Source organism: Devosia sp. 1566 (assembly GCF_004005995.1).
Lineage (GTDB): Bacteria > Pseudomonadota > Alphaproteobacteria > Rhizobiales > Devosiaceae > Devosia.
On sequence record NZ_CP034767.1, the window covers coordinates 3,546,255 to 3,572,493 of the forward strand.

General features: G+C 64.4%; 29 protein-coding genes and 1 tRNA gene. 18 read left to right on the forward strand and 12 right to left on the reverse strand.

Annotation, left to right across the window (positions count from 1 at the left end; translation table 11 throughout):
- Positions 1 to 145 precede the first annotated feature (145 nt).
- Together aroB and ELX51_RS16875 are read right to left on the reverse strand one after the other, a co-directional pair.
- Complete coding sequence (gene aroB, locus ELX51_RS16870; RefSeq protein ID WP_127754587.1) at positions 146 to 1,258, reverse strand: 3-dehydroquinate synthase; 1,113 nt, start codon at positions 1,256 to 1,258, stop codon at positions 146 to 148.
- A gap of 2 nt (positions 1,259 to 1,260) precedes the next feature.
- Entirely contained in the window at positions 1,261 to 1,845 is a 585-nt protein-coding gene (locus tag ELX51_RS16875) for a shikimate kinase (protein WP_127754588.1), read from the reverse strand.
- Between the two features lie 142 nt (positions 1,846 to 1,987).
- Between ELX51_RS16875 and ELX51_RS20510 the strand changes: the two genes are divergently transcribed.
- From ELX51_RS20510 to ELX51_RS16905, 5 genes are all read left to right on the forward strand, one after another.
- Complete coding sequence (locus ELX51_RS20510) at positions 1,988 to 2,245, forward strand: hypothetical protein (protein ID WP_348983123.1); 258 nt, start codon at positions 1,988 to 1,990, stop codon at positions 2,243 to 2,245.
- On the forward strand, positions 2,242 to 3,153 hold the full coding sequence (gene xerD, locus ELX51_RS16890; RefSeq protein WP_127754589.1) for a site-specific tyrosine recombinase XerD: 912 nt from the start codon (positions 2,242 to 2,244) through the stop codon (positions 3,151 to 3,153). The genes ELX51_RS20510 and xerD overlap by 4 nt, the downstream gene beginning before the upstream one ends.
- A 144-nt stretch (positions 3,154 to 3,297) precedes the next feature.
- The gene (locus ELX51_RS16895) at positions 3,298 to 4,251 is read left to right on the forward strand and encodes an acetyl-CoA carboxylase carboxyltransferase subunit alpha (protein WP_127754590.1); all 954 of its coding nucleotides are present in this window, start codon (positions 3,298 to 3,300) and stop codon (positions 4,249 to 4,251) included.
- A gap of 148 nt (positions 4,252 to 4,399) precedes the next feature.
- A complete protein-coding gene (locus tag ELX51_RS20515; RefSeq protein ID WP_206524653.1) occupies positions 4,400 to 5,410 on the forward strand; it encodes a murein L,D-transpeptidase family protein in 1,011 nt (336 codons plus the stop codon).
- Between the two features lie 88 nt (positions 5,411 to 5,498).
- Positions 5,499 to 6,143, forward strand: coding sequence for a hypothetical protein (locus tag ELX51_RS16905; RefSeq protein ID WP_127754591.1), 645 nt, complete (start codon positions 5,499 to 5,501; stop codon positions 6,141 to 6,143).
- On the opposite strand, the gene ELX51_RS16910 is transcribed toward ELX51_RS16905, so the two are convergent.
- Together ELX51_RS16910 and secA are read right to left on the reverse strand one after the other, a co-directional pair.
- On the reverse strand, positions 6,133 to 6,561 hold the full coding sequence (locus ELX51_RS16910; protein WP_127754592.1) for a VOC family protein: 429 nt from the start codon (positions 6,559 to 6,561) through the stop codon (positions 6,133 to 6,135). The genes ELX51_RS16905 and ELX51_RS16910 overlap by 11 nt on opposite strands.
- A gap of 344 nt (positions 6,562 to 6,905) precedes the next feature.
- Positions 6,906 to 9,647 carry a preprotein translocase subunit SecA gene (gene secA / locus ELX51_RS16915; RefSeq protein WP_127754593.1) on the reverse strand — a complete coding sequence of 914 codons (2,742 nt, stop codon included), beginning with the start codon at positions 9,645 to 9,647 and terminating at the stop codon, positions 6,906 to 6,908.
- 410 nt (positions 9,648 to 10,057) lie between these two features.
- Here secA and ELX51_RS16920 point away from each other — a divergent pair, with 410 nt between their 5' ends.
- Positions 10,058 to 11,050, forward strand: coding sequence for a peptidylprolyl isomerase (locus tag ELX51_RS16920; protein WP_127754594.1), 993 nt, complete (start codon positions 10,058 to 10,060; stop codon positions 11,048 to 11,050).
- 6 nt (positions 11,051 to 11,056) lie between these two features.
- On the opposite strand, the gene ELX51_RS16925 is transcribed toward ELX51_RS16920, so the two are convergent.
- Positions 11,057 to 11,671 carry a TetR/AcrR family transcriptional regulator gene (locus ELX51_RS16925; RefSeq protein ID WP_127754595.1) on the reverse strand — a complete coding sequence of 205 codons (615 nt, stop codon included), beginning with the start codon at positions 11,669 to 11,671 and terminating at the stop codon, positions 11,057 to 11,059.
- Positions 11,672 to 11,769: 98 nt separating this feature from the next.
- Here ELX51_RS16925 and ELX51_RS16930 point away from each other — a divergent pair, with 98 nt between their 5' ends.
- From ELX51_RS16930 to ELX51_RS16950, 5 genes are all read left to right on the forward strand, one after another.
- Entirely contained in the window at positions 11,770 to 12,006 is a 237-nt protein-coding gene (locus ELX51_RS16930) for a hypothetical protein (RefSeq protein WP_127754596.1), read from the forward strand.
- Positions 12,007 to 12,117: 111 nt separating this feature from the next.
- Complete coding sequence (gene argJ / locus ELX51_RS16935; RefSeq protein WP_127754597.1) at positions 12,118 to 13,353, forward strand: bifunctional glutamate N-acetyltransferase/amino-acid acetyltransferase ArgJ; 1,236 nt, start codon at positions 12,118 to 12,120, stop codon at positions 13,351 to 13,353.
- Positions 13,334 to 14,104, forward strand: coding sequence for a GNAT family N-acetyltransferase (locus ELX51_RS16940; RefSeq protein ID WP_164854903.1), 771 nt, complete (start codon positions 13,334 to 13,336; stop codon positions 14,102 to 14,104). Before argJ ends, ELX51_RS16940 begins: the two co-directional genes overlap by 20 nt.
- A complete protein-coding gene (locus ELX51_RS16945) occupies positions 14,101 to 14,508 on the forward strand; it encodes a (deoxy)nucleoside triphosphate pyrophosphohydrolase (protein WP_127754599.1) in 408 nt (135 codons plus the stop codon). The genes ELX51_RS16940 and ELX51_RS16945 overlap by 4 nt, the downstream gene beginning before the upstream one ends.
- A gap of 22 nt (positions 14,509 to 14,530) precedes the next feature.
- Positions 14,531 to 14,731 carry a Flp family type IVb pilin gene (locus ELX51_RS16950; RefSeq protein ID WP_127754600.1) on the forward strand — a complete coding sequence of 67 codons (201 nt, stop codon included), beginning with the start codon at positions 14,531 to 14,533 and terminating at the stop codon, positions 14,729 to 14,731.
- A 36-nt stretch (positions 14,732 to 14,767) separates the two neighbouring features.
- Here the strand turns inward: ELX51_RS16950 and ELX51_RS16955 are convergent, their stop codons facing one another.
- Positions 14,768 to 16,246 (reverse strand): M48 family metalloprotease, encoded by a 1,479-nt coding sequence (locus tag ELX51_RS16955; RefSeq protein WP_127754601.1) that lies wholly within the window; start codon positions 16,244 to 16,246, stop codon positions 14,768 to 14,770.
- Entirely contained in the window at positions 16,243 to 17,052 is an 810-nt protein-coding gene (locus tag ELX51_RS16960; RefSeq protein ID WP_248305164.1) for a thermonuclease family protein, read from the reverse strand. Before ELX51_RS16960 ends, ELX51_RS16955 begins: the two co-directional genes overlap by 4 nt.
- Before the next feature lie 215 nt (positions 17,053 to 17,267).
- On the opposite strand from ELX51_RS16960, the gene ELX51_RS16965 reads away from it, so the two are divergent.
- From ELX51_RS16965 to ELX51_RS16980, 4 genes are all read left to right on the forward strand, one after another.
- Positions 17,268 to 17,344, forward strand: a tRNA-Arg gene (locus ELX51_RS16965).
- Positions 17,345 to 17,462: 118 nt separating this feature from the next.
- On the forward strand, positions 17,463 to 18,218 hold the full coding sequence (locus ELX51_RS16970) for an SDR family oxidoreductase (protein WP_127754602.1): 756 nt from the start codon (positions 17,463 to 17,465) through the stop codon (positions 18,216 to 18,218).
- A 132-nt stretch (positions 18,219 to 18,350) separates the two neighbouring features.
- Entirely contained in the window at positions 18,351 to 20,171 is a 1,821-nt protein-coding gene (locus tag ELX51_RS16975; protein WP_127754603.1) for a heavy metal translocating P-type ATPase, read from the forward strand.
- A gap of 204 nt (positions 20,172 to 20,375) precedes the next feature.
- The gene (locus ELX51_RS16980; RefSeq protein ID WP_248305165.1) at positions 20,376 to 21,344 is read left to right on the forward strand and encodes a sensor histidine kinase; all 969 of its coding nucleotides are present in this window, start codon (positions 20,376 to 20,378) and stop codon (positions 21,342 to 21,344) included.
- Between the two features lie 114 nt (positions 21,345 to 21,458).
- Here ELX51_RS16980 and ELX51_RS16985 read toward each other — a convergent pair whose 3' ends face one another.
- The 5 genes from ELX51_RS16985 to ELX51_RS20455 all read right to left on the reverse strand — a co-directional run bounded on the left by ELX51_RS16985 (position 21,459) and on the right by ELX51_RS20455 (position 24,305).
- Positions 21,459 to 21,680, reverse strand: a complete 222-nt coding sequence (locus tag ELX51_RS16985) for a hypothetical protein (protein ID WP_127754605.1) — start codon at positions 21,678 to 21,680, stop codon at positions 21,459 to 21,461.
- Between the two features lie 121 nt (positions 21,681 to 21,801).
- On the reverse strand, positions 21,802 to 22,296 hold the full coding sequence (locus tag ELX51_RS16990) for a hypothetical protein (protein ID WP_127754606.1): 495 nt from the start codon (positions 22,294 to 22,296) through the stop codon (positions 21,802 to 21,804).
- Positions 22,293 to 23,027 carry a helix-turn-helix domain-containing protein gene (locus tag ELX51_RS16995; protein WP_127754607.1) on the reverse strand — a complete coding sequence of 245 codons (735 nt, stop codon included), beginning with the start codon at positions 23,025 to 23,027 and terminating at the stop codon, positions 22,293 to 22,295. Before ELX51_RS16995 ends, ELX51_RS16990 begins: the two co-directional genes overlap by 4 nt.
- A 321-nt stretch (positions 23,028 to 23,348) precedes the next feature.
- Positions 23,349 to 24,173: a universal stress protein gene (locus tag ELX51_RS17000; protein ID WP_127754608.1), complete on the reverse strand. Its 825-nt coding sequence runs from the start codon at positions 24,171 to 24,173 to the stop codon at positions 23,349 to 23,351.
- A gap of 9 nt (positions 24,174 to 24,182) precedes the next feature.
- Positions 24,183 to 24,305 (reverse strand): hypothetical protein, encoded by a 123-nt coding sequence (locus ELX51_RS20455; protein WP_282567564.1) that lies wholly within the window; start codon positions 24,303 to 24,305, stop codon positions 24,183 to 24,185.
- A 184-nt stretch (positions 24,306 to 24,489) separates the two neighbouring features.
- On the opposite strand from ELX51_RS20455, the gene ELX51_RS17005 reads away from it, so the two are divergent.
- From ELX51_RS17005 to ELX51_RS17015, 3 genes are all read left to right on the forward strand, one after another.
- Entirely contained in the window at positions 24,490 to 24,720 is a 231-nt protein-coding gene (locus ELX51_RS17005; RefSeq protein ID WP_127754609.1) for a hypothetical protein, read from the forward strand.
- 159 nt (positions 24,721 to 24,879) lie between these two features.
- On the forward strand, positions 24,880 to 25,374 hold the full coding sequence (locus tag ELX51_RS17010; RefSeq protein WP_127754610.1) for an Hsp20/alpha crystallin family protein: 495 nt from the start codon (positions 24,880 to 24,882) through the stop codon (positions 25,372 to 25,374).
- A 189-nt stretch (positions 25,375 to 25,563) separates the two neighbouring features.
- Entirely contained in the window at positions 25,564 to 26,160 is a 597-nt protein-coding gene (locus ELX51_RS17015) for a DUF308 domain-containing protein (RefSeq protein WP_127754611.1), read from the forward strand.
- Positions 26,161 to 26,239 lie beyond the last annotated feature (79 nt).

Below are 26,239 nucleotides of genomic sequence, written 5' to 3' on the forward strand. Positions count from 1 at the left end.
AAAGAGCGCTTTGGGGCAAAAGCGCAGCTTTTAGCTTGGAAGTCCCCTCCCCGGCCCTCCCCACAAGGGGGAGGGTGAGGGCCAGTGCGCTTGGCACCGGAACGCCCAGCTGGCGGCCGCAGCCGGCCACAGCAAACGGGACGCCTCAGCCCCGCATATCGTCCAAAAACTGCGCCACGGCAGCTGGATCAACATTTCGTTCAATGAAGGCCTGGCCGATGCCGCGGGTCAGGATAAAGGTCAAAGCGCCGCGTGAGACCTTTTTGTCCTGCGCAATCGCGGCCATCAGGGTTTGGGTGGAGCCGACACCCCCGGCAATGTCACCTAATGTGGTGGGCAGGCCCGCTGCTTGCAAATGGGCCTGTACCCGGCCGGTGTCCTGCGACGGCGCGAGGCCCAAACGGGCAGAAAAGGCGTGCGCCAACACCATGCCGATGGCGACCCCTTCGCCATGCAGCAGCCGATCGCCAAAGCCGGTGTCCTTTTCCAGCGCATGGCCGAACGTGTGCCCGAGATTGAGCAGCGCGCGCACGCCCTGCTCGCGCTCGTCCTCGATGACGACGCGGGCCTTGTGGCGGCAGCAGCGGGCAATGGCTTCACCCCGGGCCGCTCCGCCGCCAAAGATCTCGGCGCGGTTGGCTTCGAGCCAGAAGAAAAAGTCTTCGTCGTCAATCAGCCCGTATTTGACGACTTCCGCATAGCCGGCGGCAAATTGCCGGGGCGCGAGGGTATCGAGGGTGGAGAGATCGGCGAGCACCAGGCGAGGCTGATGAAAGGCGCCGACCAGGTTCTTGCCGTGGGGCGAATTGATCCCGGTCTTCCCCCCAACCGAGCTATCGACCTGGGCGAGGAGCGAAGTGGGCATCTGGATCAAGTCCATGCCGCGCCGGGCGATGGAGGCGGCAAAGCCCGCGAGATCCCCGATCACCCCGCCGCCAAGGGCGATCACCGCATCGCCCCGCTCGAGCCGGGCGGCAAGAATGGCTTCGGTGACATATTGGAGCTGGGCCCAGGATTTGCTGCCCTCGCCCGCCGGCACGATGATGGGGGTGTGAAGGAGGCCCGCGGCATCAAGGCTGCGCTGCAGGCGCGGCAGCTGCGTCTGGGCGACCGTGGCGTCGGTGACGATACCGAAGCGGCGACCGGGAAAACGCTCGGCCAGAATGGCGCCGGCATCCTCGAGCAGGCGATCGCCGATCAGGATGTCATAGGCGCGCTCGCCCAGGGCGACATGGACGGTATGGGCGATGGCGGGCATGGCTATGGCTTTTCCTGCAGATAGGCGAGCACGGCTTCCACGAGGTCGCTGGCGACGGTTTCCTGGGGCACATCGCGCGACACCACGGTCACATCGGCCTCGGCATAGATGGGGTAGCGCTCCTCGACGAGCCGCTCCAATGTTTCACGTGGATTGGCCGTTTGCAGCAGCGGCCGGTTGGAGCGGCGCGAGACGCGCTGGAACAACAGGTCGGTGTCGGCCTTGATCCACACTGAAACCGCTTCGCTTTTGAGCACGGCGCGCGTTTCGGGGTGCACAAAGGCGCCGCCGCCGGTGGCGAGCACCAGGTCGGGAAGCTTGAGCACCCGGGAAATCACCCGGGTTTCCCCGGCGCGAAATTCGGTTTCCCCCCGCTGGGCAAAAATCTCGGGGATGCTCATTTGCGCGGCTTTTTCGATTTCCTCGTCGCTGTCGAGGAACTGGCGGCCCATGCGATTGGCGAGGCGCCGGCCGACGGTGGTCTTGCCGGCGCCCATCATGCCCACGAGGGCCAGGGGCCTGCCATCCAGCAGCTCGACAAGGAGTTGGGCTTGGGCCTGCCGGTTGGCCGCAGTGGATCGGGACAAAAGGGGCTCCCCATGTGGTGGTCGCTATCAAGCGGGCGAGACGGCCGCTGTCAAGAAGCCAGCAACGCTCCCAACCAGATCGAAAGCATTTGCCGGTATTTTCATGTATTGTGCCCGCGCCCAGAACAGATTCCGGACAACCATGCCCACCCTGATCCGCCTCCTTGTTACCCTGCTCATCCTGGTTGGCCTTGCTTATGCAGGCATGTTCGCGCTGGTCCTCAGCGTCAAGCCGACACCCAAGGAAACCACGATCCGCATTCCCACCAATGAGCTGCTGGGGGAAAGCGCGCCCGGCCTGCCGGGGCAAACCCGCGCACCAGCTCCCGCCCCAGCCGCCGAGCCCGCCCCTGCTGCACCGGCGGATGCTGCACCGGCCGAGGCCCCGGCGAGCCCATGAGCGGCACCCATCTGATCGGCGCGTTTCTCGAAATGATGAGCGCCGAGCGGGGCGCCGCACCAAACACGATCGATGCCTATCGGCGCGACCTGTCCGACTATGCCGGCTTTCTGGCAGGCAAGGGCAAGACGCTGCTGACGGGGGAGCGCGAAGAAGTCGCCGCTTATCTCGATCATCTCAAGCAAAGTGGGCTGTCGGCGTCCTCGAGCGCACGGCGCCTATCGGCCATTCGCCAGTTCCACCGCTTTTTATGTGCCGACAATCTGCGGGCCGACGACCCCACCCGCATTATCGCCAGCCCCAAAAGCCGGCGCGCCCTGCCCAAAGTGCTGTCGATCGCCGAGATTGACAAGCTTCTGACCTTGGCTGAAGCGGAAGCCAACACCGAGGCGTCCGCGCCCAAGCAGGCCGCGGCCCTGCGCCTTTATGTGCTGCTGGAGCTGCTTTACGCCACCGGCATGCGCGTGAGCGAGCTGGTGAGTTTGAAGCGCGCGGCGGTGATGCGCGACGCCAGCTTTTTGACCGTGCGCGGCAAGGGCAACAAGGAGCGCGTCGTGCCGCTCAACGATCGCGCACGCGATGCGATCAAGGCTTATCTCAAGACCATTGAGCCGGGCGTGTTCCTGTTTCCCGCGAGCGGCGCCGAGGGATACTTGTCGCGCCAGGTGTTTGCGCGCGATCTCAAGGGGCTGGCAGCGCGGGCCGGGATCAGCGCCAGCCGGGTAGCGCCCCATGTGCTGCGGCACGCCTTTGCTAGCCATCTGCTGGCGGGTGGCGCCGATCTGCGCGTGGTGCAGATGCTGCTGGGCCATGCCGATATTTCAACCACCCAGATCTATACCCATGTGCTGGACGAAAAACTGCGCCATCTGGTGGAAACCCACCACCCAATGGCAGACGGATCGTAAACCTTTCACGGCGTTCCGAGCGGCCCCCTGCTGCGAAGGCGCTTGACTCAGACAGACGCCCTCGCCACTTTCCGGCCACTTTGGGGCGCAACAGCAGCGGCCCATTGGCATGGGTCAAAGATTGACCCCTAACGGGCAGGTTGGATGCAGACTTATCTCGATTTTGAAAAGCCGGTCGCCGACCTCGAGGCAAAGATTGCCGAACTCAAGAATTTGGCAGCGGGCGATCAGGCCGTTTCCATCGACGAGGAAGTGTCGCGCCTGTCGGCTCGCGCCGAAGAAGCGCTGCTCGACATCTACAAGCGCCTGACGCCCTGGCAAAAAACGCAGATCGCGCGCCACCCGCAGCGTCCGCATTTTTCCGATTATACCCGCAGCCTCATCACCGAATGGACCCCGCTGGCGGGCGACCGCAAGTTCGCCGAGGATCCGGCGATCCAGGCCGGGTTCGGGCGCTTCAACGGCCAGCCCGTTGCGGTCATGGGCCAGGAAAAGGGCAACTCTACCGATAGCCGCATCAAGCACAATTTTGGCATGGCGCGCCCCGAAGGCTATCGCAAGGCCGTGCGCATCATGGAAATGGCTGACCGGTTCAACATTCCGCTGATCTCGTTCGTGGATACGGCCGGCGCTTATCCCGGCATCGGCGCCGAGGAACGCGGGCAAGCCGAGGCCATTGCCCGCTCCACCGAAAAATCGCTCGAATTGGGCGTGCCCAACCTCGCCATCATCATCGGTGAAGGCGGCTCGGGCGGCGCCATCGCCATCGCCACGGCCAACCGGGTGCTGATGCTCGAGCATTCGATTTATTCGGTGATCTCGCCCGAAGGGGGCGCTTCGATCCTGTGGCGCGATGCCGCTAAGGCGCAGGACGCGGCCACCAATATGAAGATCACCGCGACGGATCTGTTGGGCTTTGGCGTGATCGACGCCATCGTTCCTGAACCGGCGGGCGGCGCGCACCGCAACCCGGCGGCAGTGATGGATGCGACCCGCACCGCCATCAGCACTTTCCTCAATGATTTCAGCGGTCGCAGCCGTTTGGAAGTGCGCGAACACCGGCGCGAAAAGTTCCTCGCCATCGGCACCGCCCTGTAAGGGGGCGATCACGCGGACTTGACCGCAGGGGGCCCCTGTTCGGGCCCTTTGCGGGCGTGGTAAGAACGGGTTAACCATGATTTCTTACCGCGCGGTAACTAAGCAGGCCTAAGGCTAGCCCCGTGTTCCGCTGTATGGGCTGCCTGCTGTGACCGCCAATTTTCTGCGCAAATTCTGCTCCGTCGTGGTGCTGCTCTGGGTGGGTCTCGCGCTCGCCGGCTGCGGCTTCATCAAGGGCGACAACCGCCACAACCAGCCCCTCGCTGCTGCCACCGTCACCGCGCTGCGCGCGATAGGCTCCTCGCCCGGCGAAGCCATGGTGGTGCGCATCTTCAAGCAGGAACGTACGCTCGAGGTGTGGAAGCGCACCAATACCGGCCAGTTCGCCTTGTTCAAAAGCTACGAGATCTGCACCTATTCGGGCGATCTGGGGCCCAAGTTCAAGGAAGGCGACCGCCAAAGCCCCGAAGGCTTCTATACGGTCACGCCCGGCCAGATGAACCCGAAATCGGCCTATTACCTCGCGTTCAATACCGGCTTTCCCAACAAGTTCGACCGCGCGCTTGGGCGTAGCGGCTCCAATCTGATGGTGCATGGCGATTGCAAGTCGGTGGGCTGCTACGCCATGACCGATGGCAACATGGCCGAGATCTATGCCCTGGCGCGCGAAAGCTTCAAGGGCGGCAATCCCGCCTTCCAGGTGCAGATCTTCCCGTTCAAGATGACGGCGGCCAACCTAGCCAAGCAGGCCACCAACCAGCACCTGCCATTCTGGAAGAACATCAAGGAAGGCTATGACTTCTTTGAGTTCAACAAGACGCCCCCTTCCTGGGATGTGTGCGAACAGCGCTATGTGTTCAATGCCATGACCAGCGGCCCGCTCGATCCGCTCGGCCCCTGCCCGGTGCTCACCACCCACCCCACTCTCGTGGCCGAACAGCAGGCGGCTGACGCCAAGATCAATGATGCGCTGGCGCTCATCGACAAGCAGGCCGCCGAAAAAGCCGCCATTGCGGCGCGCGGCGAGGCCATTGGCGGCGCCGTGACCGGCTTTTTCGGCGGGGTCGGCAGTGTCCTGGGCGGCGGGGCGGCACCGGCCCAGCCGGCGATTTCGGGCGCTGCGGCACCAGCTCCGCTGACCAAGCCCGCCGGCGTCTAGGCCCCGGCGGGAGCGTGACGCTCCCGTCATGTTTTGGGCACGCTCTTGGCGCATGCCCCGAAGCGATGGGCCACGAAGGATAAGTTACTTGCACGACGATGTTGCCACCCCCGAGCCCGCCGAGCGGCCCCTGCCGCCGGCCCCTGCGCGCCAACGCTTTGGCGGGGAGCGCCTGCTGAGCTTTGTGGCAGGCCTTGTGGCCGTGGGCGCCATCGCCGCCTCCGCCTGGGTTTACACCGATACCCAGCGCGACATCAGGCGCATGTCGAGCGACATCGCCCAGATCCGGGTGAGCCTTGAGCTGTTCAACCAGCAACTGGCCAGTGCGCCGGCGGCTGCAGCAGCCTCGGGGGAAGACCCCTTGGTGGAACTGTCCAACCGGCTGGCGATCCTGGAAGAAGACTGGCGCAACCAAAGCGCAATCACGGCCCCGGCTGGCGCCCTGCCGCCGCTGCCCGACGCCGCGCCCGCAGCGGGGGCCGCTGCCGGCGGCGATTGCATGCCCGCGGGCACGCGCTTTTTGGTCACGGGCGGGGACAACTACCCCATTTGCGGCAATGGCGCCGAGGTCAATGTTGCCGCCGTGGAAGCGGGCTATGTGGCGCTGGCGGACGGCACCACCATTCCCAATGGCGGCAATGCCCTGTTGCGCGGCACCACCTGCACCGTCGCGGTGGTGTCCTCGGGCGCCGGTGGCATGACCGGCTACGCCGAACTGCGCGTCAACTGCTGAACTCAGGCTCGGCACGGGTAAAGTCGACGCCGCGAAAGCAGGCTTCGATATTGTTGCCATCGGGATCGAGCACGAAGGCGCCGTAATAGTCCCCAGCGCCCTGGCGCGGCCCGGGCGGGCCATTGTCGCGCCCGCCGGCGGCAAGGGCTGCGCGATAAAACGCATCCACCATGGCGGGGCTGCGCGCGCGGAAGGCAAAATGCATCTGGTTGAGCCCGGGGCGCGAGCCCTCGGCCCAGTATGACGGCCGGCTGGTGCCGATCCAGAGATAGGGGATGGGCTCCTGCGCGCTTTTGCCGAGCAGGAACGCATTGGGGCCGTTGTCGATCGTGCCCAGCTCAAGCGCCCGGGCGATCGCATCATAAAAGCGCCTGCTGCGAGCAAGGTCGGCAACAACAAAGCCGGAATGGTCGAGCATGGCAAACACTCCTGAGGCTGATAGGCGCGCAAACGCCTTGGTGTGGCTGGGGTTCCGAAGACTGTGTCGTGGACTAGCCGGGCCTTGCGCTGGCGCAGCGGCCGGAACCCCCACCCTTGATCCCTCCCCTCAAGGGGGAGGGTGTCGACTGGGGAGCCGGTGCGAGAGGTGAAGCGACCCTATTGCCGGATTTCCCGACGACCCCCTCCGCTGCCCTCCCCTCAAGGGGGAGGGAGGGCAGGAGCCGATAGGGTTGGGATAGGATGTACCCTCGGCCACACGCACTAGGCTTTGAGCTCCTTGCGCAAATGAAAAAGGCCCGGACTTGCGTCCGGGCCTTTGGCTTAGAAAGCGCCGTGGCAGTGTTTGAATTTCTTGCCCGAACCGCAGGGGCAAGGGGCATTGCGGGAGACGCCGACCATGAGGGCCGGGTCGAGGGGCTTGAGCGAGGGATCCTCGCCGGTGGCCCCCAGCGAGTCGTCGAAAGTGTCGTCGCCATCGGCGTCGTTTTCGCCGGTCAGCGGATCGATATGGGTTTCGCGCAAGCCACTCAGATCAGGCGCCGAGACGGGCGGGCGGATCTGCAGCTCGACATGGGAAAGCTGGGTGGTCACCAGTTCGCGCAGATTGGTCAGGAGCGCCTGGAACAGCTCATAGGCTTCCTGCTTGTATTCGTTCAGCGGATCGCGCTGGGCCATGCCGCGCCAGCCCACGACCTTGGAGAGGTGATCGAGGGTGACGAGGTGCTCGCGCCACAGCCCGTCGATGGACTGCAGCAGAATGGACTTTTCGACCTGCCGCATCACGGTCGGGTTGGGCGTGCCGGCCGCTTCCATCGCTTCGAGCGTGCGCTGCTCCTTGGCGTCAAAGAAGTCGTCGGCGGCCTTGATCAGGCGCTCGGTGACCGTTTCGGCGTCGATGCCTTCTTCCTCGGCCCACTGGGCGATCGGTGCATCGATGTTGAGATAGGTCTTGGCCGCGGCGGTCAGCTGCTCGACATTCCACTGCTCGGGATAGGAGCGCGGGGGAATTGCCTTGGCGACAATGGCTTCCACCACATCGTGGCGCATGTCGCGCACGGTATCACTGACATCCTCGGCATCCATCATCTCGAGACGCTGCTCGAAGATCACCTTGCGCTGATCATTCATCACGTCGTCATATTTGAGGATGTTCTTGCGGATGTCGAAGTTGCGCGCTTCGACCTTGCCCTGGGCACGCTCGATGGCCTTGGTGACCCAGGGATGGGTGATGCTTTCGCCCTGTTCGAGCCCGAGCTTGCCCAGCATGGAATCCATGGAATCCACCGGGAAGATGCGCATCAGATCGTCCTGCAGCGACAGGAAGAAGGCGGAATGGCCGGGGTCGCCCTGACGGCCCGAACGGCCGCGCAGCTGGTTGTCGATGCGGCGCGACTCGTGGCGCTCGGTGCCGATCACCATGAGCCCGCCCGCGGCAATGGCCTTGGCCTTGTCTTCGGCGATCTTGGCCTTGATCTCGGCGATCTTGGCTTCGCGCTCGGCCCCTTCGAGACCCTCGGCTTCCTTTTCGATGCGCATTTCCAGGTTGCCGCCGAGCTGGATATCGGTGCCGCGACCCGCCATATTGGTGGCAATGGTGATTGCCCCGGGCATGCCGGCATCGGCCACGATCTGGGCTTCCTGCTCGTGGTGGCGCGCGTTCAGCACGTTCATGGCGCCGACATTTTTCTGGCGCAGCAGTTCGGCCAGCATTTCCGATTTTTCGATCGAGGTCGTGCCCACGAGGACGGGCTGGCCGCGCTCCTGGCACTGCTTGATCATATCGGCAATGGCATCGAACTTTTCGGCCGCAGTACGATAGATCGCGTCTTCGTCGTCCTGGCGCTGCACCGGCAGATTGGTGGGCACGGTCACCACATCGAGCTTGTAGATATCAGCAAATTCTTCCGCTTCGGTGGCGGCCGTACCGGTCATGCCGGCGAGCTTTTCGTACAGGCGGAAATAGTTCTGGAAGGTGATCGAGGCCAGAGTCTGGTTTTCCGGCTGGATCTTAACGTGTTCCTTGGCTTCGAGCGCCTGGTGCAGGCCTTCGGAATAACGGCGGCCAGGCATCATGCGGCCCGAGAACTCGTCAATAATGACGACTTCATCATTGCGAACGATGTAGTCCTTGTCCTTGCGGAAGAGCTTGTGCGCGCGCAGGGCCGAGTTGGCGTGGTGCACCAGGGCGACGTTTTCCACGTCATAAAGAGATTCAGATTTCAGCAGTCCGACTTCAGCCAACCGGGCTTCGAGCTTTTCGATGCCGGCATCGGTGAAGGTGGCGGAGCGCTGCTTTTCGTCGAGCTCGAAATCGTCCTCCCCGATCAGCTCCATCATCTCGTCGATCTGGACGTAGAGATTGGAGCGGTCTTCGGAGGGACCCGAGATGATGAGCGGGGTGCGCGCCTCATCGATCAGGATGGAGTCCACTTCGTCGACGATCCCATAGGCATGGCCGCGCTGCACCATCTGGGCGCGCGTATATTTCATGTTGTCGCGCAGGTAATCGAAGCCAAACTCGTTGTTGGTGCCGTAGGTGATGTCGGCGGCATAAGCGGCCTTGCGCTCGGCATCGGTCAGGCCATGCACGATAATGCCGTAGGAGAGACCAAGGAAATTGTAGATCTGGCCCATCCAGGCGGCGTCGCGGCGGGCAAGGTAGTCGTTGACCGTGACCACATGCACGCCCCGGCCGGTCAGCGCATTGAGGTAGACGGGAAGCGTTGCCACCAGCGTCTTGCCTTCACCGGTGCGCATTTCGGCGATGGAGCGGTCATTGAGCACCATGCCGCCGATCAGCTGCACATCGAAGTGGCGCATGCCGAGCACGCGCTTACTGGCTTCGCGCACGGTGGCAAAGGCGGGCACGATCAGGTCATCGAGATCGGCGCCATTCTGGAGCTGGGTCTTGAACTGCTCGGTGCGGGCGCGAAGCGCCTCATCGGAAAGTCCCGCCAGTTCGGATTCCAGTGCATTGATGGCAGCGACATTGGGATGAAACCGCTTCACATGCCGATCGGACGCGGTACCGAAAAGCCGCCGGGCAAGTGCAGCAAGAGCCATCTAGATCGTCCTTTGTTTGATCATCGTGGCGCGAAGGGCCGTTTGCGGTCCGCGCAGGGGCAAGAAGATCATCTTTTGCCTCTATAGCACGATGTGGAGCCAGCTGGCCCCGAGGGTTTCGCGCATGCGTCATCAGCCATTCTGGCCACCGAAAGCATGCCGTAAAATGCGGCTGAGATGTAAGAGCGCCCCCTTGCCTTGTCAACTTCGGCGAAATCGGCCACATCTGCGCGCGGCTCAGTAAAAACGGGTCCGTCATGGAGCCTTAACCATCCCCGACGCTTCCCCCTTGGGCGGCACATTTTGGCCGCTAAGCCATGACAGGCAGGCGCGCGCCTGATCGGGGCGCCCCCATTGCCGACCACCAGCGGCCATGCCCATGGCATGCGCCCGTCAAGGAGAACCACGCTATGCTGTTTTCATCCAAGCGCCTCGGGCGCACCGTAAGTGCCTTGGCGCTGGTTCTGGCCGCGGGGCTGCCCGCCCTGGCCCAGGACGCGGCTCCCGCGGCTCCAACGACCGAAACTGCCCCCGCTGCCGAGCCGGCTACCCCGGCCCCTGACGCGGTTGTCGCAACAGTGGGTGGCGAGCCCATCACCGAGGCTGACCTCAGCTTTGCGGCCGAGGACCTGACCCAGGAACTGAGCCAGATGCCTCCCGAACAGCGCAAGGCCTTCCTGCTGCGCGTGCTGATTGACATGAAAGTGATGGCCGCCGCCGCCAAGGAAGCGGGCATGGACGCCACGCCCCTGTTCCAGCAGCGGCTGGATTACCTGGAAGAGCGCGCCCTGCGCCGCGCTTATTTTGCCGATGTGATCGCGGCGGCCGTGACCGAAGAAGCTGTGCGGGCCGAATACGACAAATATGTCGCCGAGTTCGAGCCGGCCGACGAAATCCATGCCAGCCATATCCTGGTGCAGACCGAAGACGAGGCCAAGGCGGTCAAGGCCGAGCTCGATGGCGGCGCCGATTTTGCTGAAGTGGCCAAGGAAAAGTCGATCGACCCCGGTGCAGCCAATGGCGGCGATCTCGGCTTTTTCAGCGCCGGCATGATGGTGCCGCAGTTCGAAGAGGCGGCCTTTGCCCTGACCGAGCCCGGCCAGATCAGCGATCCCGTGCAGTCCCAGTTCGGCTGGCACGTCATCCGGCTCGAGGAAAAGCGCAAGTCGAGCCCCGCGCCCATCGAGCAGGTCGCCGGCCAATTGCAGCAGCAGCTGCTGATGAACGCGTTTGATGCCGAAGTCGCCAAGCTGATGGAAGGCGTCGAGATCGAGATTCCCGATCCCGCGCTGGCCGCAGCTGTCGAAGCCCAAACCGAGCCGGCGGAAGCTGCAGAAGCTGCCGAAGCGGGCGAAGAGGAAGCTGCTCCGGAAGCCGCACCAGAAGCGGCCCCCGCGCAGTAAAACCGATCAGGCGCCGGGGGCGAGCAGCCCCCGGACCATCTGCCGGGCCAGTTTGGCCAATTGCTCAGGGTCGCATTCGACCCGCCCCGTCAGCAGCCGGTGCCAGACAAAGCCGGCCAGCGCATCGGCCGCAAGGCCCACATCGGTATCGGCCGCCAGCTCGCCCCGCGCCACGCCCCGCTCGAAAATTGCCCCAGTCTGGATCCGCCGCTGCGCCGCATAAGCGCGCAGCGACTGCGCGGCCTGTTCGTCGCGCTGGGCTTCCGCGATCACGAAGCGAAACACATTGCCCGCGCCGGTTTCCCCCCAATGGGTGAAGATACCGGTGAGGAATGCCAGCACATCTCCTTCGGTGCTGCCGGTATCGGTATGCACCGCCGCCGGCTTGTGGCGGTGATAAACATCAAGCAGCAGCGCAGTTTTGCCCGGCCACCATTTGTAGATGGTGGGCTTGCCGGCCCGGGCGCGCTTGGCCACCGCTTCGATGGAAAAGCCGGCGATCCCCTCTTCAGCCATGATGGCTTCGGCCGCCTCAAGGATTGCTTGTTCGGTTTCCGGATTGCGCCGGGCACCGATGGAGCGGCGTCGATCATCGGCCTCGTCTGCTGGGGAAATGCTCATGGCGCTAATATGAGCCAGCCCAACCATAAAGAAAAGACTTGATCGAAACGGGCCGTTTCATTATAGAACGAAACGTACCGTTCTGTTGGAGCAGACAAATGCCTTCTTCCCTCGCTTCGCGCCTGCGCATGGCGCTGGTCATGACGCTGGCGGTTTATCCCATCGTTACGCTTTATCTTTATCTGCTGACGCCCCTCACCGTTGGCTGGGACATCTGGCAGCGCAGCCTCGTACTCGTGCCATTCATGGCCAGCACGATCGTGCTTGTGGTCGTGCCTTTGATCGGCCGGCATTTCGGCGGTTTTATTGCCGGCAGGAAGCGGGGCGCCAGCTAAGGCGGGAAAACCGGCCGGGACGGCGGGCTACCGCGGCCCCGTCGTCTTGCGGATGGGCCATGTTTGAGGCACACCCGGAGCCAGCTTTCCTTGTTCAAAGGCGTTTTAGGCATGGCCCATCCGGTTTCCCCGCTTGCCCCTCAATCCTATCCGGAACTGCCGGCCGTCGCCGGAGTGCGCTTTGCCACCGCCGAAGCCGGCATCAAGTACAAGAACCGCACCGATGTGCTGCTGGTGAGCCTTGCCGAGGAGACGACCGTTGCCGGCGTCGTCACGCGTTCGCTGTGCTCGTCGGCGGCGGTGGATTGGTGCAAGGCCAATCTGCCGGCGGGTGTGGCGCGCGGGCTTGTGGTCAATTCAGGCAATGCCAATGCCTTCACCGGCGCCAAGGGGCGCGACAGCGTGGCAGCGACTGCCGATTTTGCCGCCAAGGCATTGGGCTGCGCCCCAAGCGAGGTCTTCCTGGCGTCCACGGGCGTTATCGGCGAGCCGCTCGATCCCAGCAAGTTTGCTGGGGTGCTCGAGGATGCAGCCACCCGGCTGGGCGACACGCCCTGGATGGAGCCGGCCAAGGCCATCATGACCACCGACACCTTCCCCAAGCTTGCGGGCGCAACGCTCGACCTTGACGGCAGCGCGATCACCATCAACGGCATTGCCAAGGGCTCGGGCATGATCGCGCCTGACATGGCGACGATGCTGAGCTTTGTGTTCACCGACGCGCCGATCGCCGCCGATGTGCTGCAGGCGCTGCTGAGCCAGCATGTGCGCACCACCTTCAATGCCGTAACGGTCGACAGCGATACCTCCACTTCCGACACGCTGCTGGTATTCGCAACGGGCCAGGTACCCGGCGTCGAGCCGATCACCAGCCTCGAGGACCCGCGCGCCGAGATCTTCGGCACCGCCCTCCATGACGTGCTGTTCGACCTGGCCATCCAGGTGGTCCGCGACGGCGAAGGGGCGACCAAGCAGGTGAGCGTGCATGTGCAAGGCGCCACCAGCGACGAGAGCGCATTTCGGATCGCCAAATCCATTGCCGATAGCCCCCTCGTCAAGACGGCGATTGCCGGCGAGGACGCCAATTGGGGTCGCGTCGTGATGGCGGTGGGCAAGGCCGGCGAGCCGGCTGACCGCGACAAGCTGTCGATCCGCTTTGGCGACCTGGTGGTCGCCCAGGCCGGGGAACGCGCGGCCGTCTACGACGAAGCCGCGACCTCCGCTTACATGAAGGGGACCGAGCTGGAAGTGACCGTCGATATCGGGCTCGGCCAGGGACGCGCGACGGTTTACACCTGCGACCTGACCCATGGCTATATCGACATCAATGGCAGCTATCGGAGCTGAAATGGTGCTGCCCGGCGTCCTCGAACTGGAAGAGGCCGGGCTGCAGGCCTGGCCGGGTGTGGAAACCGAATATGACGGCGGCTGGATCCGGCGCGCCGCAAATGGCTTCACCAAGCGCGCCAATTCGGTGCAATGCCTTGACCCCGCCGATGGGACAAACACCGTGGCGCGGGTTGCGGCGAGCCGCGCCTGGCTTGAACAACGGGGCCTGCCCCCCGTGTTCCGGCTGACGCCGCTGGCGAGCCCTGAGCTTATTGCCGCGCTCGATGCCGGTGGGTGGCGCAGCATCGAGCTGTCCCATGTTTATGCGGCAAGGCTCGGCGCGGTGGCGCCTGACACGCGGGCGCGAGCGACCGACCCGCTCGACCCGGCCTTTCTCGCAGCCCAGGCCCGGCTGCAACCCTATGATGGGCCAACAACCGACAAGTTCATCGCCCTGCTCAAGGCGATGCGCGTGCCCGCCCGGGGCGTCGTGGTTTATGCCGGCAATGGCGATCCGGCGGCTTCGGCCTTGTTCGCGCGGGCCGGCGATATTGTTGTTGCGGGCAATGTCGTCACCGACCCCCGGCAGCGGCGGCAGGGCTTTGGCCAGGCGGCGATGCAAACCGGGCTTTATTGGGCCCAACATGCCGGCGCCACGATCGCGGCGCTCAATGTTGCGGGCGACAACCTGGCCGCCAAGGCACTCTACCAGCGCCTCGGCTTTGCGCGCCAATATGATTATACCTACCGGATTGTTCCCAACCCATGAGCGCATATCCCACACTGCTTGTTGTTGCCTGTGCGCTGGTGGACGCGGACCGGCGGGTGCTGATCGCCCAGCGGCCCGAGGGCAAGTCGCTGGCGGGGCTGTGGGAGTTTCCGGGCGGCAAGGTCGAGCCGGGTGAATCACCCGAAGCCGCGCTGATCCGCGAGCTGGAAGAGGAGCTTGGCGTATCCACCAAGACCGCCTGTCTCGCGCCGCTGAGCTTTGCCAGCCACCCTTACGAAACTTTTCACCTGTTGATGCCACTTTATGTGTGCCGGAAATGGCAGGGCCAGCCGCAGGCCAAGGAACATGCCGCTCTTAAATGGGTGCGCCCGCAGGCCCTGCGCGATTATCCCATGCCCCCGGCCGACGAGCCATTGATCGCCGCCCTGTGCGATCTGCTCTAGGGAGCAAGGAGGCGCAGCGCCGATGCCGACCCGGATAGTTCATCGGTTTTTCGCCGAGGAGCGCGGCGCCACCGCCATCGAATATGGCCTCATTGCCGCCCTGATCGCAGTGGCCCTGATCACGAGCCTCGTGGCGCTGGGCGACAATGTCACTGTCTTGTTCGGCGACGGGGTCGGCGGGGCGTCCCGCGCGATCGAGGACGCCATGGAAAGGGCGCGCTGACGCTAACGGCGCGGCATCAGCCCCGACGGGGCCGCGCTAGTGCAGCGCGACCACCTTGTATTTTTCCCCGACCCGGATCGGATCGCCGGGGAACAGATCATTGATGATGTAAAACAGCTCGGTACCGCGATTGAGCCCGGCCATCTGGCGCGCCAGCGATTCACTGGTGTCGCCCGGTTTGGCCGTGACGATCCGCACCGCGACGCGCCGGATATCGGCAAGGTCGGCGGTCGTCGTGCGCCGGAAGCTCTTGAGCGTAGCTTCAGCGCCAGCCGCAAAGCGGGCACTGTCGGACTTGGCCGCAAAGATGAAGCGGTAAACCTGGCCATCAAGCCGCATCACCGACACGCGGAAGAACCACTGATCGGTTTGCGCCAGGCCCGAGGCCATTTCGATGCCGTTGAAGCTCTGCGTGCTCACGGTTTCGCCCTTGAGCCCGGCGATCCAGCCGGACTTGAGATAATCGGCCAAGGGCATGCTGGCATTGACCTCGGCACTGTCGAAGCGCACCGCCTCGCCATCGCCGGCCACACCCACCACCGCGCTTTGTGAGTTCTGTAGCGTATAGCCCTGGGGCACGGTGAAGGTGAACTTGCTGGCCGGATGCACGAAGCGACGGCCGATGATCGAGCCTTGCGCCGGGCTGTCGCCAAAGGTCAGGCCCGTGATACTGGCCAGATATTCCTCGCGCCCGACCTCGCCAATGCCGGCCTGGCCGAACATGGTGGTGGCCGTATCCATCGCCTTCTGGATGCGGGCGGGGGTCGATGGGTGGGAGGACAGGAATCCCTCGCCGGCATTTTCGCCGGCCGAGAAGCTGGCGAACCGGCTCATCACCCCGAGGAACCGCGCGGCGGCGGACGGATCATAGCCGGCCTTGCCGGCAAACTTGATGCCTTCGCGATCCGCTTCCAGCTCCTGGCTTTGCCCGAAGGCGGCCATGGATTCGCGCGAACGGTTGGACAATTGATCGGTCGAGCTGTCGCCGCCAAAGACGCCGGTGATCACCCGGTCGACAATGGCCGTGGTGCGGGTGCGATCGGTCCGGGCGCGCGCATGGCGCAGCGTCACGTGGGCGATTTCGTGTGCGAGGACCGCAGCGAGTTCGCTGGTGTCGGACGCCAGCGCGAGAATGCCTCTCGTGACATAGATATAGCCACCGGGCAGGGCAAAGGCATTAACCTCGGCACTATCGAGAATGGTGACCTGGAACTGGGCATTGGGCTGGTTGGCCGCGGCCAGCAACCGGCCGACAATGCGCGCCACCATGATTTCGGCGGGGCGATCGGAATACACCCCACCATAGGCGGCGATGATGCGCGGATGCTCGCGCCGGCCGATCACCACATCCTCTGGATCGGTGCCTTCGGGCACGACCAGGGGAGCGGGATTATCGCCCGTCTGGGTCACCGCAATATGGGTGCCGCTCATTGTGGTGCAGGCCGAAACCACCAGCAACGCGCTCGCGAGCAATGCGAGCCGGACCGGCCGAGCCTTACGCAGATACCCCGTCATTGTGTGGCTAAAACCTCGATCTGCTCGGGATGGGTTACTTCGATGCGTGGACCATCCCGATCATCCACCCATCCTCTGATCCGGACCAGGGCGCCTTCCAGCGCCATTGGATCAAAGCCATCTTCGGCAAACAGCCGCAATGCGGATGCCTCGATAACGGCGGTGAAGTCTTGCTTCCAAAACCGGCCGAAATTGAGATAGACCCGCCCGCCGCTGCGATCGGCCAGCAACACCCGCCCTTCCACCAGTTCATAGTGGCCGGCGCGCGCGAGCAATTCTTCAGGCCGATCTGCCGCCCGCACGCTGTAATAGGGATCGGACCAGATGCCAAGCCCGGCCGCCCGCGCCCGCCCTTCCGCGGCGAGCAATAAATCAAGGCACGCCCGGTTGTCGGGAAAGGAATATACCCGCGCCAGACCTTGGGCGATCATCGCCTGCTGGGCCCATTGTTCTCCCTCTCGCCCCTCGACAAAGAGGTGGGCCAGGGCGCGCTCATAGCGATCCACTTCTTCCCCGCCATAGCCCAGCCGCACGGTTTGACCGAGCGAAAGGGCCTCAAGCGCCGCCTTGGCTTGCGGCGCCAGCGGCCAGGTGGGAAAACCCTCGCGCCCCAAGGGCAGCTTGGGCGCCTGGGTGCCGATCAGGCGCACGACGAGCCCCGAATCAAGCACCACCGTGTCGCCATCGGTGACCTGGACAACCATGCCGCCGGGCACCATGCGCAGAGCTTCGCACGCCATCGCCGCGGCCGAAACGCTGGACAGCGCTGCAAGCGTGGCGAGCCGAACAAAGCTGGTCTTGAACACGGGGCCGACCTCGGTAAGATTCGGTTCACCATAACGGCAAAGCCTGCAACAAAACCTTACCGAGCCAGTTCACGGCCCCACGAAGCGCACCAGTGAGGCTTTAGCGCAACACCGCACGCTGCGGGTTTTCCCCTAGCGGCTCCTGAAGCGAAAAAGCACGGTCATTTCGCGCGTTTGCACCCGCCGGCCAGGTTCTGTATAACCCCAGACCGTGTGGTCTCGTAGCTCAGCAGGATAGAGCACAGGATTCCTAATCCTGGGGTCGTGGGTTCGAATCCCGCCGGGATCACCATTTCGCCGCCCGCGCCGCTGTGCAATTTACCCGCGGCATTTCACTGGCTTGATTTCGGTCAAGGCCAGCGCGGCGACAGCGCCCTAGTTTCGTTCTGACTCAACGCAGTGAGGAACGTATGGACCAGGATTTCAAAGGCAAGGCCGCATTGGTGACCGGGGCGGCGTCGGGGATCGGGGCTGCCATTGCCCATGAACTTGCGGCCCGTGGCGCTTCGGTGATGGTTGCCGATCTCAACCAGGAGGGTGCCGACGATGTCGTCGTTGCCATCCGCGCTGCGGGTGGAACCGCCCAGGCTTACGCGCTGGATGTGGGCTCGGCCCTCGAAGTGGAGGCGCTGGTCGACAATGTCAAACGCAGCTTTGGCGCGCTGCATTACGCCGTCAACAATGCCGGGATCAGCGGCCCGGCGGCCCGCACCGGGGAATACCCGCTGAACGGCTGGGCGAGGGTCATCGACGTCAATCTCAACAGCGTGTTCTACGGCCTGCGCTACCAATTGCCGGCGATCCAGGCCTCGGGTGGCGGGGCGATCGTCAACATGGCATCCATTCTGGGCACGGTCGGCTTTGCCAATTCACCGGCCTATGTGGCGGCCAAGCATGGCGTGGTAGGGCTGACCAAGGCGGCCGCAGCCGAATATGCCGAGCACAATATCCGCATCAATGCGGTTGGCCCTGGGTTCATCGACACCCCGCTGATTTCGGACACGCTTGACGCGCAAACCCTGGCCGGCTTGCGCAATCTGCATCCGATCGGCCGGTTGGGCACCCCGCAGGAAGTTGCGGCGCTCACCGTGTTCCTGTTGTCCCCCGCTGCCAGCTTCATCACTGGCAGCTACCACCTGGTGGACGGCGGCTACACCGCCGTTTGACCGAGAGCGCCGGGCCGTCATTTGCGCGCCAGCCGGCCAGCTGGCGCGGATGGTCGCAACTTGACAGGCATCAAGTCGGGGCGGCGCCGGCGGGATACAACAGCCACCAAGATCCACGGGGGCCAAGCCAAGATGAAGCAGCGGACCACCTACCTGCTGCTGGCGCTGGCCCTGGTCGGGCTCCTCGCCGGCCTTTTGGTCATGTGGCAAGGGCCGGCAAACTGGGCCCACGCCATCTGGACCGCGGCAACCCTGCCGGTGCTGGGTGCCCTGCTGGTCCAGATCTGGACCTCGCTGCGGCGCGGGGATGTGGGGCTCGACGTGGTGGCGGCGCTGTCCATGTCGGCCGCCCTTGGTTTCGGGGAACCGCTGGCCGGCAATGTGGTCGCCCTGATGTATGCCGGCGGGCAACTGCTGGAAAGCTACGCCCAGGGCCGTGCGCAACAGGAGATGACCGCCCTGCTGGGCCGGGTTGCCCGCACCGCCATGCGGTTCGAGGGCGAGCACCTCGTGGAAGTGCCGATCGATGAGGTCGCTCCGGGCGACCACCTGCTGATCCGGCAGGGCGAGGTGGTGCCGGTGGACGGCAGCCCGCTTGATGGCGATGCGGTGCTCGATGTCTCGGCGCTGACGGGAGAAGCCAATCCCGCCCGCGTGGCCGCCGGCGGCGAGGTGATGAGCGGCTCGACCTCGCTGGGCCCGGCCTTCACCCTGCTTGCCACTAACCTCGCGCGAAACAGCACCTATGCCGGCATTGTCCGGATGGTGGAAGCGGCCCAGCGCAGCAAGCCGCCCATGGTGCGCATGGCCGATCGATACGCGATCTGGTTTCTGGTGCTGACGCTCGCAATGGCCGGCCTCGCCTGGGGCCTGAGCCACGAACCGGTGCGCGCCCTGGCCGTGCTGGTGGCGGCAACCCCCTGCCCGCTGATTCTGGCCGTGCCGGTGGCCCTGATTTCGGGCATGTCGCGCGCCGCCAGGATCGGCGTGATGATCAAGAATGGCGGCGTGTTCGAAACCATGGCACGGATCAAGGTGGTGATCCTCGACAAGACGGGTACGCTCACCTATGGGCGCGCCGCGGTAACGCAGATCACCACCATGGCGGGCCACACCGAAACCGATGTGCTCGGACCCGCTGCCAGCCTCGAACAAGCTTCCAACCATGTTGTGGCCGAAGCGCTGATTGATGCCGCCGCCGAGCGCAAGCTGCAACTTTCCGCCCCCAGCCACGTCACGGAAACGCCGGGCACCGGCCTTGTCGGCACGGTGGAAGGGCAGCGCGTCGTGGTTGGCGCACCCGATTGGGTGCTGGCGCAAATACCTCCGCCGACCGTGCCGCCAGCCCAGCTTGCCACCCCCGAAGAGGCCATGGCCGTGGCCGTCGCCATCAACGACGAGCTTGCGGGGTTCATCGTCCTTGCCGATCGGCTGCGCGAGGACGCCGGCCAGGTCCTGCGGGCACTCCGTGCCGCCGGAGTGGACCGGATCGTACTGGCTTCAGGCGACCGGACTGCGGTTGCCCAGGCAGTGGGCGACCGCCTCGGCGTTGACGCTGTGCGGGGGGATCTGAAGCCGGGCGACAAGGTGGCAGCCGTCCGCTCCGAACATGGGGCGGGCTATACGATGATGGTGGGGGACGGGGTCAATGATGCCCCAGCGCTCGCCGCCGCCGATGTGGGCGTTGCCATGGGCGCGCGGGGTGCGGCCGCGTCCTCGGAAGCGGCGGGGGTCGTGGTGCTGGTGGACCAGCTCGCCCCCCTGGCCGAAGCCATCGGCATTGCCCAGCGCTCGCGGGTCATTGCCCTGCAAAGCGTTACGGTCGGGCTTAGCCTTTCGGTGCTGGCGATGACTGCCGCTGCCTTCGGCTTTTTGCCTCCTGTCCAGGGCGCGCTGGTACAGGAAGCGATCGATGTTGCCGTGATCCTCAACGCCATGCGGGCGCTGCGCTGATCCGACGCATGCGCCGGACGCCACCATACCCATCAGCGTTGACGGTGATCAAGAAGGGCTAGTGAGCCGATCCTATAGTGGCAGCCAGCCCAGGAGATTCCCGATATGCCGACGCCAGGTGGCTATCCCCTTGAACCGCGGCCTCGACCCACGAAACGCCCTGGGTCCGCGAACCGTGAAACGGCACTTCCCGACCGCCCGTTCTTGCAGGAAACCAGCAAGCTCAGGCGCGCTCTCGATGCGGCCGGGGTGGCGCTTTGGTCATGGTCGCCCGAAACCGACGCTTTCATCATGGACGAACTTGGCTTCGACCTGTGGGGCTTGCCGCGCCGCAGCAGGGTGACGCTGGAGGACCTTTCCTCGCGCGTCTACCCGGCCGACCTTGAAATGGTACGGGCCAATCTGCGGGCCACGCGCGCCATCAAGGGCACCTATGAGATCGATTTCCGCATCCTCGTGAACAAGCAGGTGCGCTGGGTGTCGGTGCGGGGCCTCGGGGAAGACGAGCGGCTGCATGACGGGCAGATGGTGGGGGTGTTCCTGGATGTGACCCGGCGCCGGCAGGCCGAGGAAAACAACGCATTGCTGGCGGGCGAAATGAGCCATCGGGTCAAGAACCTGCTGGCCATTGCCGAGGGGCTGGTCGACCTGTCGTCGCGCTCGAGCACCAGCGTTGCCGAGATGACCGCCGAGATCAAGGGGCGGCTGCAGGCCTTGCGCCGTGCCCATGATTTTGTCCGCTCCCTCCCCGGTCATGCGGCGGGCGGCGCTGCGCTCGAGGACCTGATCAGCGTGATCCTGGCACCCTATGATGCTTCGGGGGATTTCAACCGGATTTATGTCGATGTGCCCCCGATGGAGATCGGCGAGCAATCGGCCACGACCCTGGCCTTGGTGATCCATGAACTGGCGACCAATTCGGTCAAATATGGCGCCCTGTCCGTGGGATCGGGCCTGCTGGTTATTTCAGGGAGCCTTACCCCCGACGAGCTATGCCTGATCTGGACGGAACGTGGGGGACCCCGGGTCAAGCCGCCGACCGACCAAGGCTATGGGGGCAAGCTGCTCAACCGCAGCGTCACGGGCCAGCTGGGCGGCTCGATCCAGACCGACTGGTCCGACGAGGGGATCGTCGTCACCCTTTGGGCCAATACCCACCAACTAGCGGTCTGACGCCAGCTGTCCCTTCGGACCTCGGCCGGGCAGGCGACTGCAGGAGTGGGGTTTGGCTGCTTGCCCGATTGGGGCAGCGATGGGGCCTGTCAGCCCCATCTGCTTGCCGGGCGCTCAAAGCCCGGGGCGGAGCGCGCGCGCAGTGACGGCCACATTGCCTTCGGGGCGGGAGGTATGGCCGGGGACGATCACGCCCATTTCGTCGAGCTCGCGCAGCACGAACTCGGGGAGCGAGCTGCAGGAGCAGGCGGCCTCGTGCCGCAGGTGCCAGCCCAGCAATGCCGAGCGCGGAAACAGCGGGCGCGGGTTGTCACGGTGCCATCTTGTGTTGAGCATGGTGCCCTCCAAACCAGGGCCAGGCATTCAACCTGGAGAGTTGTGTCGGTGGTGGTCCCTGATGGCGACGGGCCGACCGGGAACGAACAAAGCGTTTCCCCATCCAAGTCGCATCAGCGGGTCAGGGCGCGGGATCGCTTGCCCCAGCGCTATTGCGGCTATTGGCTTCCAGCTCACCGTCGCGCCGGGAGGCTCCTTCGGGGTGCAAGGGCAGATCAGCCGCGTCCGAGCCTGAGCCCGGATCGAGCGGGGCCGCATTGGCTTTGCCCGCGCCTGTCAAGGGTGCCGCAGAGCGCAAGGCGCTTTGCCGAAACCGAACCCTCGCCGGCACCGCCCGGAAGGAGCGCGTGCGCCGGAAGGGGAGCGTTGTCGCCTGGTGCCGGCAGCTGCCGGGCGCGGGATTGTTCATCAAACCCGCCGATTTCAACCGCAGTCCATCGAGGAACGCTCTGACCTTGCCCGCGAACTGGGCAATGATCGGCGTGGGAGCCGTATCGGGCACACCGCCCCATGATCGTGCGGCCTCGTGCAGCGCCACGCTGGTCTGGGCGGTGTCACCACGCAGTTCGAACTCGAAATCATCGATGATGGGCTGGGTACCAATGCTGTCTTTCACTTGTTTCTCCTTTCCGATCGGGCGCCTTGCGCGTCACCTTGGAGACTAAGAGCTCCGAACTCGGAGGCCTTGACGGGGGTCAAATCTGCTTCATGCCCGCAGATGGCCTCGAGCGTGGCCCGGTCCAAAATCTCGATGGAATGAATGTCGGGGACGCGGATCAGGCCCTGGTCGCGGAACCGGCGCAGGATGCGCGACACGGTTTCAAAACTGACCCCGAGATAGTCGGCAATATCGTTGCGGGCCATGGGCAACTCGATGCGCGAGCCTGCGCCCTGGCGGGCGGCGAGATCGCACAGAAAGGCCGCCAACCGCTCATCGACAATGGTTTTGCCCAGCACCAGCAGATGCTCCTGGAAGCGTGTCAGGCTTTGCACCACCAGCGGAAAAAGCTTGGCTGCCGCCTCGGCATCACGGTTGGGCCGCAACACGCGGATGCCGGTGACCCCGACCGCTTCGGCAAAGAAGCGATGCTCGCGCCCGCACTCCCAGCCAAACACATCGCCGCCAAAGGAAAAGCCGCAAACCTGCCGCTTGCCTTCGGGCGTGAGGCGGCCGATGCGCACACATCCGAACTCAACTGCATAGATCGGGCCGGCAAGTTCTCCCTGGCCATAAATCTCGGATCCAGCCCCATAGGTGGACAGCGCATCCTGGGCCGTTTCCGCCAAGTACATTGCCGGGCCTGACATGGCAGGGGCCGGCTGTAGCAGCATGGTCTGGAAGGTCATGCAGTTCTCCCCGTATCCTGGTTGATCCCTGTCGATGCACCTGATTTCCAACAGTGCCGATGCGAGGTCGCTGGTCGGACATTCCCGCCAGCTATGGGCCTCGCCCGCTTCAAGGAGGGTAGGGAATTGGGCGACGGGCTCGTTGATGGAAATCAAGCACCGGGTTTTATCGCCGATCAAAAAAGCCGGCGGCATCCCCCGGCACCAACAGCGCCGCAAGCAAAGGACCGCCTGCTGCACCCGAAAAAGGCGAGGCCATAGGCGATGGGGGGAAGGAGGAAACACCGGCGTTTTTCGCTCGCCGGTGCTCAGGCACGGGCGTTATCGCGACATCAGCACCGGCACATCGCATTTGCTGAGCAGCGCCCGGGTGACGCCGCCGAGCACGCGTTCGCGCAGGCGCGAGCGGCCATAAGCGCCCGCCACCACGAGATCGGCGCCGGATAGCCGCGCTTCGCTCAGCAAGGCCTCGGCGGCGGAACGCCATCCGGCCAGTTCCTTGATTTCGGCGTGGATATCGTGGCGGCTGAGATAGCGCGCGATATCGGCGCCCGACGAGGTCTGGGCCTGCTCTTCGGGCTCATCGGTGACCACGGCCAGCACAACTTGCTGGGCCTTTTTCAGGATCGGCAAGGCGTCCTTGATCGCCCGCGCCGCTTCGCGCTGGTTCTTCCAGGCTACCAGCACGTTTTCGAGCTGGAACGATGCCGGTTTTTGGGGCGGCAGGAACAATGCAGGCCCGCCCGAGCCGAACAGCACCCCCTCCTCGTCGCGATAGTTCTTGTCGGGATCACCATATGGACGGGTGCCAATAAAGAGATCCGAGGCCCGCGCTTCGGCCGCGAGCCCCTCCCCCACGGTGTCGGTGACCCCCGAAACGATGCGCAAATCGTTGGGCACAACCATCAGTGCAAAGCGGGCGGCGAGCACCTCCCGGCGCTGTCGCGTCAACGCAGCCGCTTCGTCCATCAAGGTCGGGAGCACATCGGCATAAATGAGGCCAGGCGAGGCGACCAGTTCGGGCTCAAGATGCACCAGCAGCCCCGTCAGATGGGCATCAAACACCCCAGCCAGGGTTTCGGCATAATCGAGGCGCACCCGATCTTCATCTGAGCCGGTGAGGTGAACGACAATATCCTTGATCATGGCGGGCGCTCACTTGCCGTGGGGGTTGGGTTTGTGCTGCGGGGCGGGCTGCAGGGTACCGAGCGCAAGAAAGAAGTAGGAATAGCGCGACGGCCAGCGGAGCGGGCCAGGGGCTTGGTTGGGGTTTGACATGGCAGCTCCTTTTGTTCCCGCGAGCTTCCCACCTCCAGCCCGCCGCGCTTTGACGGAGGTCAAAACCGGCAACAAGCGCACGCCCTCCACTCGGCCCAACGGAATGCTCGTCTCTTGATTCCCGTCAACGCAGCTCGGGCAAGGGGGCGTATCCTCCTTGCACGAGGTAAGCAGGACAGGGCGGATGAAGCCGATCTGGATCGCCGTTGCCATCATTTTGCTGGTCTTCGCCGCGATGGGCGCCGCGATCTACCAGACCAGCCCCTGCAAGCGCATGCTGGGCTTTTCGGCGGCAGCATGGCGCGGCCAGATCGTGGTGTGCTCGGGCGTGTCCGAAACCCGGATCGCCGCCCTCCGCGAGACGGGTTTGGAGCCCCCCGGTGGCTCACTTCCCCACGGGCAGGCGGCTGGCTGATCCTGCGCGCTACAAGGCGGGAATGTGCTCGAAAAGCCCCGTTCACCGGCGCTCCGGGCGCCCAATCGCACTGTTCCTTGACTTTGGTCACCGCGCCAATTGGTCCGCGATTGTAGCCTTGCTGGCATCCTGAGGGATGCAATCAGAAAGGACCAGACCATGACCATGACTGATAAAACGCCTGCGACCACCAACGGCAATGGCCGGATGCCAGCTTCCACGGGCGAGCATCGGCAGATTGACGCGCTTCGCGACCGCATCGAGGAGTTTTTTTATGCGCTGACCCCAGGTTTTCCAACCTCGCTCAGCAGCAGGATGCGGGGCTTCCTCCCCGATGCCGAGTTGCGGCAAACCGATTCCGGTCTGATGCTGTCGCTCGAACTACCCGGGATGAGCGACGAGGACGTCAAGATCACGGTTCAGGATCGCACCGTGACGGTCAGCGGGGAAAAGCGGGAAACCACCGAGTCCCAGGAGGGCTCGGTTTATCGCAGCGAGCGCAGCTATGGCTCGTTCAACCGCACCTTTACAGCACCCTTCGCTGTTGATCCCGAGAGCGTCAACGCCAAGTTCGAGAACGGCGTGCTGACGCTGACCATTCCCAAGCCGGCGGGATATTCCGATACCCCCAAGGAAATTCCCATCCACCATTGACCATGAGATAAGGCCCACCGTGGGGGCGGGCACCTGCGCAGTTTATCGGGTTGGCGGCGTCCCCCGCCAACCCCCGAGCGGCCGAGGTTATCGGCAGTCTCAGCCCTTTCGGCCCTCGCCGGCCCCAGCAGGCACCGGGTCGCCTTGCTCGGGCCATTGCCCAGCATCATTGCTCGCGAGGAGCTCGAAATGAGTGATCAATCCACAGAGCACAAACGCTATGGCGCCTATGTCCTGCTTGCCCGCAGTGCAATCATGCTGGCAGCCGGGATTTATGGCCTCAATGACCCCGAAGGGGCCCTTCGGCTTCTCGTGGTGATTTCCGCGATGCTGCTGGTGGCGGACGGCATGCTTGGGCTGCTGGCCGACATTTTCCGTACCCCCACCATCAACCTGCAATTCAACGATGTGGTGCGCAATGTGCTCGAGATCCTGGCCGGCATCCTGATCTTCAGCAGCCAATATGTCAGCCCGGAAGTGACGCCCAAATTCATCATCACCGTGGTGGGTCTTCTCGGCCTTTGCGCCGGGCTGGTGGAACTCTACATCGTTTACAAATATCGCAGCACAGTGGATCGGTTCTGGCCATCGGTGTTCACGGCGCTGGCTCATCTAGGCGTCGGGATCGTGCTGCTGGCGATGCCATCGCAAAGCGCTCTTCAACTGATCAACATCGTTTCCATCCTGCTGATCGTTTATGCCTGCGCCCTGCTGGCGGTCGCCTGGTATATGCTGCGCTCACGCCAGCCCGCAGCGCCGCGCCAGGCTCCGGCCCCCCGACAATAAGCGGCGGGCTGGAAACGTTTTGGGGGGGCGAAGCCCCCCTTTTTTTCGGATACTGATCGGGATGGTGGTCCTGGCCCCT